Below are 6,760 nucleotides of genomic sequence, written 5' to 3'. Positions count from 1 at the left end.
GTCCTGCTGGTCTTCGGCATGGATTCGCTTGCCGCCAAGGACGCCGCGGGCGGCATCATCGCCGGCGAACTGGCGCTGGCGCTCGTCATCCTGACCATCGCCTCGTTCTACTGCCTGCGCGTGCGCAATCCGCTGCTCGATCTCAAGCTGTTGCGCATCCGTACCTTCCGCATTTCGTTCCTCACCGGTGGCGGGCTGGACACGATCGGCCTTAGCTCGGTCGTCTTCCTGCTGCCGCTGATGTTCCAGCTCGGCTTCGGCATGAGCGCGGTGCAGGCGGGATCGCTGACCTTCGTCGCCGCGGTCGGCTCGGTGGCCATGCGGTTCTTCATGCCGCGTGTCCTCAACCGTTTCGGCTTTCGCCGCGTGCTGGTCTACAACACGCCCATCGTCGCCGCCCTGGTTGCCGGCTTCGCGCTGATGCAGGCGACGACGCCGGTGTGGATCGTGCTCACTTACATCTTCGTCTTCGGCGTCTTCCGCTCCGCGCAATGGGCCTCGACCGGCAACCTCGCCTATTCCGACATCGCGCCCGAGCAGCTCGCCCGTTTCAGCGCGCTCTATTACATATTATGGCAGCTGGCGGTGGCGATCAGCGTCGGCCTGGCCGCCGCGGCATTGTCGTTTCTGGCGGGCGGCGGCCCCGCCGTCGCCGACGATTTCCGCATCCTGTTCGTGATCGAGGGCGTCATCACGCTCTGCGCGCTGCTCGCCTATCTCAAGCTGACGCCCCAGGACGGCGCCCATGTCAGCGGCCACGGCGCACAGATGAACACGGAATGAGGCTGGCTGGCTTATTCGCTGAACGTCACCCACTCTTGCAGCGGCACGCGGTCGGTGCGGAAGGCGTTTTCAGGTTTTGACGTATCTTCATAACCAAGCGCCATGCCGCAGACGACGATCTCTTCGTCGGGAATGTCGAGCACCGGCCTGATCTGCCGGTGATAGGGCGCGAACGCCGCTTGCGGGCAGGTATGCAAACCCCTGCCCCGCGCCGCCACCATGATGTTCTGCAGGAACATGCCGTAGTCGATCCATGAGCCCTGGTTGAGGCGGCGATCGATGGTGAAGATCATGCCGACCGGCGCGTCGAAGAAGACGAAGTTGCGGTCGTGCTGGGCGCGCATCTTGTCGACCTCGCGGCGACCGATGCCGAGCGCGCCATAGAGGCCGAAACCGTTGGCGCGACGTCGCGTCAGGTACGGCTCGAAGAACTGCGTGGGATAATACCGGTACTCGTCCCAATCGGCTTTTTCGGCGCGAATGCCGGAATTGAGAATGGCGTCCGATATCCGCTGCTTGCTCTCGCCCTTGGTGACATAGACCTTCCATGGCTGCATGTTGGTGCCGGATGGGGCGCGCGCCGCAACCGCCAGAATGGCGCGGATGATGTCGTCTTCGACCATGTCGGGCAGGAATGCGCGCACCGAACGGCGCGACAGGATCGCCTCGTCGACAATCTCGGCGTCGCCCTCGATTCGGGGGTTATTTTCCAGCATGGGCCGTCCCTTACCCTTTGTCTCGATCGGACGTCCCCACTCGCCGCTCTCGGCGGAGCCTTTGCATGAACCGTCAAAATCGCGCAAGCAAATCTTGTGCATCCGTGAAAATCTGCTTGATTTTTTCATGAGCTTGATTTCTCATGAAATTTGTCGGTGATTTTTCATAAAGAGAGCGTTTTGCCTTCGACTACCGCAAGAACATTGCAGGGACCTGACGAACGCGTGCTGGCCGGCGACATCAGGGCCCTGCGCAAGGCGCGCGGGCTGACGCTCGCCGAGATCGGACTGAAGCTAGGCCGTTCGGTCGGCTGGGTCAGCCAGGTCGAGCGTGGCCTGTCGACGCCGTCGCTCGGTGACCTCAGGGCCTTCGCCGAACTGTTCGGCGTGCCGATCAGCCTGTTCTTCAGCCATGACGTACCTGTCGAAAGCGAGCGCGGCGTGGTCGTGCGCGCCGGCAGGCGCCGCACGCTTGGCACAAGCGAATCCGGCCTGGTGGAGGAGCTTCTGTCGCCCGATCTCGGCGGTAGCTTCGAGATGGTGCGTTCGGTCTTCGCGCCGGGCGCGGAACTGAAGGCCGAGGCGCAGCGGCCGACCGAGGAAGCCGGATACGTCGCGTCCGGACTGTTCGACATCGAGATCGGAGGTGTCTGGCATCGGCTTGGCGAGGGCGACTCCTTTCGCTTCGAAGGCAAGCCCTACCGCTGGCGCAATCCGGGTGCCGAGCCGGCAATTGTCATCTGGGTGGTTTCACCACCCCTCTATTGAGTTCAAGTTTGGAGAAGAACATGGCGGGTTTGCCGAGCACGGCGCGCGTGGTGATCATCGGAGGCGGCGCCGTCGGCACCTCCGCGCTCTATCATCTCGCCAAGGCGGGCTGGACCGACTGCGTGCTGCTTGAGAAGAACGAGCTGACCTCCGGCTCGACCTGGCATGCCGCCGGCAACGTGCCGACCTTCTCCTCGTCCTGGTCGCTGATGAACATGCAGCGCTATTCGACCGAGCTTTATCGCGGGCTGGCCGACGCGGTCGACTACCCCATGAACTATCACGTCACCGGCTCGCTTCGCCTTGCCCACTCGCTCGAGCGCATGCAGGAATTCCAGCGCGCCAAGGGCATGGGCCTCTACCAGGGTATGGACATAGACATTGTCGGTGTCGACGAGATCCAGCGTCGCTATCCCTTCATCGAGACGCATGAGCTGAAAGGCGCGCTCTACGACCCGAGCGACGGCGACATCGATCCGGCGCAACTCACCCAGGCGCTGGCCAAGGGTGCGCGCGACATGGGCGCGAAGATCATCCGCTTCTGCCCGGTCACAGGCGTGCGCCGCGAGAACGACGAGTGGGTGGTCGAGACGGCACAGGGCGAGATCCGCTGCGAGATCGTCGTCAATGCCGCCGGCTACCGCGCCGCCGAAGTCGGCCGGATGTTCGGCCGCGACGTGCCGATGATGGTGATGAGCCATCAGTACATTCTGTTCGAGGAGATCCCCGAACTCGCGGCATGGTCGAAGGAACAAGGCAAGAAGCTGCCGCTGCTGCGCGACGTCGACACCTCCTACTATCTGCGCCAGGAGAAGAACGGCATGAATCTCGGCCCCTATGAGCGCAATTGCCGCGCGCATTGGGCCACCCACAATGACCCGATGCCGGAGGACTTTTCCTTCCAGCTGTTCCCCGACGATCTCGACCGGCTGGAACATTATCTGGCCGACGCCGTCGCCCGCGTGCCGATCCTTGGCACGGCCGGCCTGTCCAAGGTGATCAACGGGCCGATCCCCTACACGCCGGACGGCAATCCGCTGATCGGTCCGATGCCTGGCGTTCCCAATGCTTTCGAGGCCTGCGTCTTCACCTTCGGCATCGCCCAGGGTGGCGGCGCCGGCAAGGTGCTGGCCGAATGGGTGACCGAGGGCCGGACCGAATGGGACATGTGGTCGTGCGACCCGCGCCGCTTCACTTCCTATGCCGCGGCGCCGGACTATTGCGTCGCCAAGGGCATGGAGATCTACGGCAACGAATACGCCATCCCGTTCCCGCGCCATGCCTGGCCGGAAGGCCGCGACCGCAAGCTGTCGCCGATCCACGATCGCATCAAGGCGCTCGGTGGCCGCTTCGATGCCTATAATGGCTGGGAGCGCGCCACCTGGTACGCGCAGGACGGCGATGACATCTCCGAGGAAGCCACGCTGACCTTCCGCCGCGACGGGCCATGGCAGCATCGTGTGCGCGAGGAATGCCTGGCCGTGCGTGACGCTGCCGGCATTTTGGACCTGCCTGGGTTCTCGCGCTTCAATCTCGATGGTCCAGGTGCCGCCGAATGGCTGAGCCTGCAGGTCACCGGACTGGTGCCGAAGCCAGGCCGCATCGGTCTCGTCTATTTCGCCGACGACAAGGGCCGCATCGTCACCGAAATGTCCGTCGTGCGTCACGACGAGAACCTGATGACGCTGATCACCGCGGCGGTCGCGCAGTGGCATGATTTCGAATGGCTGAAGTCGCGCATGCCCAAGGACGCACCGTTCAAGCTGATCGACCGGACCGAGGAATTCTCGACCCAGATCCTGGCAGGCCCGAACTCGCGAAAAATCCTCGCCGATGTCTGCGAAGCCGACCTCACTCTGCCATGGCTGACGCATCAGGAGACGAAGATCGCCGGCCGCTGGGCCAAACTCGTGCGCGTCTCCTTCGCCGGCGAACTCGGCTGGGAAATCCACACCAGGATCGACGACACCGCCGCCATCTTCGATGCCGTCTGCGCCGCAGGCCCGCAGCACGGGCTGAAGCCTTTCGGCATGTACGCGCTGGATTCGCTCCGGCTTGAGAAAGGCTACCGCACCTGGAAAGGCGACCTGTCGACCGACTATTCGATCCTGCAGGGCGGGCTCGAACGCTTCGTCAAATGGGACAAGCCCGACTTCCGCGGCAAGGCGGCACTGCTGAACGAAAAGCAGCAAGGCGTGAAGAAGCGCTTCGTTACGCTGGTGGTGGAAAACCCCGGCGATTGCGACGCTCCGTCAGTTTCTACACTCTGGCATGACGGCAAGATCGTCGGCGAGACGACGTCCGGCGGCTGGGGCCATCGCATCGACAAGTCGATCGCGCTCGGCATGCTGCGCGCCGACCTGGCCGAACCAGGTACATCAGTCGAGGTCGAAATCTTCGGTGACCGCTTTCAGGCAATCGTGCAGAAGGATGAACCGCTGTGGGATCCGAAGAACGAAAGGCTGCGCGCATGAAGAAAATCATCCTCACCGATGGCGGCATGGGCCAGGAACTGGTCCGCCGCAGCCAATCCGAGCCGACGCCGCTATGGTCGGCCAGGGTGCTGATCGACGAACCGGATCTGGTGCGCGACCTGCACACGGAATTCATCCGTGCCGGCGCTCGTGTCATCACCATCAACACCTATTCTGCGACACCCGAACGCCTGGCGCGCGAAGGTGCGGAAGACCTCTTCAAGCCATTGCAGAAGCGCGGCATCGAATTGGCCAGGCAGGCCCGCGAAGAGGCCGGCGATGCAGCCATCGCCGGTTGCCTGTCGCCGCTTTTCGGCAGCTATGCACCGGCACTGACCATTTCCTTCGAGGAGACGCTCGATATTTACCGCCGCATCGTTGCCGAGCAGGCCGATGGCGTCGACCTGTTCCTGTGTGAAACCATGGCGTCGGCGGACGAAGCCCGCGCAGCGGTGACCGCTGCATCGGAAAGCGGCAAGCCGGTATGGGTATCGTGGACGCTGGCTGACCACGGCAAGCCGCGGCTGCGCAGCGGCGAAGCCATTGCCACCGCGGCAAGCGCGCTCGACGGCCTGGCAGTCGCAGCGCGGCTGGTCAATTGCTGCCGGCCGGAAGCAATCGCCGCGGCTTTGCCTGAACTGATCGGCCTCGGCGGCCCGGTCGGCGCATATGCCAATGGCTTCACGTCAACCGAAGCACTTAAGCACGGCGGCACCGTCGATGTGCTGCACGCTCGTCACGACCTTGGCCCGGATGCCTATGCAGACCAGGCGATCGGCTGGGTGGAGGCTGGCGCAAGCATCGTTGGCGGCTGCTGCGAAGTCGGACCACCGCACATCGCCGCCCTGCGCGACCGGCTCGAACAGGCCAGCTACGAAATTTCGGGAGTTTTGCATGCCTAGACCATCATCGCGCATTTCCGGCATCGTGCCTTCGGGCAAGGACGGCTGGGAAGTCCATTTCGCCGCCTGGACGCGCAAGGAGGCCGGCGAAGACATCATCATGCTGTCGGTTGGCGACCATGATTTCGACACGCCTTCGCAGACCATCGAAGCCTGTGTGACCGCGGTTCGCGGCAGCAATCATCACTACACCCCGCTTCCCGGCTTGCCGCGCCTGCGCAAGGCGATGGCCGCGGCCTCGAGCGCCTGCACCGGCGTCGAGACATCGCCGGATCAGGTGATCGCCACGCCGGGCGGCCAGGCCGCACTCTACGCGGCCGTGCAGGGCGTGCTCGACCAGGGCGATCACGCCATCGTCGTGGCGCCCTATTATGCCACCTATCCCAACACGTTCAGCGCCGCTGGCGCTGATTTCACCGTCGTCGAGACACCGGCCGAGGATGGCTTCCAGCCGCGAGCCGACATGATCCGCGCGGCAATCCGGCCGAACACGCGCGCCATCCTGATCAACACGCCGAACAATCCAACCGGTGCGGTCTATTCGCGCGAGCGGCTGGAACAGTTGGCAGAAGTCTGCCGGGAGCACGACCTCTGGCTGCTGTCGGACGAAGTCTACTGGACGCTCGGCGGCGGCGAGCACGTCTCGCCGCGCTCGCTGCCAGGAATGGCCGAGCGCACGCTGGTCATCAATTCGATGTCCAAGAGCCACGGCATGACCGGCTGGCGCATGGGCTGGCTGACGGGACCGGAGCAGATGATCACGCTCATGATCAATCTCAATCTGGTGACGACCTACGGCCTGCCGGCCTTCATCTCGATCGCTTGTTCCGAGGCGCTGGAGAACCGTTACGGCGTCAAGGAGATCGCCGAACGCTACGCGGCACGCCGCACCGTCTTGCTCGACGCCGTGCGGGGCATGAACGATGTCACCGTGCGCGGTTCGGAGGGCGGCATGTATGTCATGCTCGACATCTCGGCCGTCGAGCCGGACGACGAGAAATTCGCCTGGGCCCTGCTCGACAAGGAAAAGGTTGGCGTGATGCCCGGCTCCAGCTTCGGCGAGGCGGCCGCCGGCCACATTCGCATCAGCCTCTGCCAGCCCGAACCCGTGCTGCCG

The 6,760-nt window shown here is 64.1% G+C and carries 6 protein-coding genes; 5 read left to right on the top strand and 1 reads right to left on the bottom strand.

Annotation, left to right across the window (positions count from 1 at the left end; genetic code table 11):
* On the top strand, positions 1 to 783 hold a 783-nt coding region (locus tag EN955_RS33150), incomplete at its 5' end, for an MFS transporter (RefSeq protein ID WP_127223548.1).
* An 11-nt stretch (positions 784 to 794) separates the two neighbouring features.
* Here EN955_RS33150 and EN955_RS33145 read toward each other — a convergent pair.
* Positions 795 to 1,499 (bottom strand): nitroreductase, encoded by a 705-nt coding sequence (locus tag EN955_RS33145; protein WP_024501334.1) that lies wholly within the window; start codon positions 1,497 to 1,499, stop codon positions 795 to 797.
* Positions 1,500 to 1,724: 225 nt separating this feature from the next.
* On the opposite strand from EN955_RS33145, the gene EN955_RS33140 reads away from it, so the two are divergent.
* From EN955_RS33140 to EN955_RS33125, 4 genes are all read left to right on the top strand, one after another.
* Complete coding sequence (locus tag EN955_RS33140) at positions 1,725 to 2,267, top strand: XRE family transcriptional regulator (protein ID WP_032898570.1); 543 nt, start codon at positions 1,725 to 1,727, stop codon at positions 2,265 to 2,267.
* A 20-nt stretch (positions 2,268 to 2,287) separates the two neighbouring features.
* Complete coding sequence (locus tag EN955_RS33135) at positions 2,288 to 4,741, top strand: FAD-dependent oxidoreductase (protein ID WP_024501336.1); 2,454 nt, start codon at positions 2,288 to 2,290, stop codon at positions 4,739 to 4,741.
* Entirely contained in the window at positions 4,738 to 5,643 is a 906-nt protein-coding gene (locus EN955_RS33130; protein ID WP_024501337.1) for a homocysteine S-methyltransferase family protein, read from the top strand. The genes EN955_RS33135 and EN955_RS33130 overlap by 4 nt, the downstream gene beginning before the upstream one ends.
* Positions 5,636 to 6,760 (top strand): pyridoxal phosphate-dependent aminotransferase (locus tag EN955_RS33125; protein WP_164769950.1); only part of this gene is annotated, 1,125 nt, incomplete at its 3' end. The genes EN955_RS33130 and EN955_RS33125, both read left to right, overlap by 8 nt.

Origin of the sequence: Mesorhizobium sp. M7A.F.Ca.CA.001.04.2.1, assembly GCF_003998485.1 — a bacterium.
Classification (GTDB): Bacteria; Pseudomonadota; Alphaproteobacteria; order Rhizobiales; family Rhizobiaceae; genus Mesorhizobium; species Mesorhizobium ciceri.
This window is presented reverse-complemented; position numbering and strand designations above follow the sequence as displayed.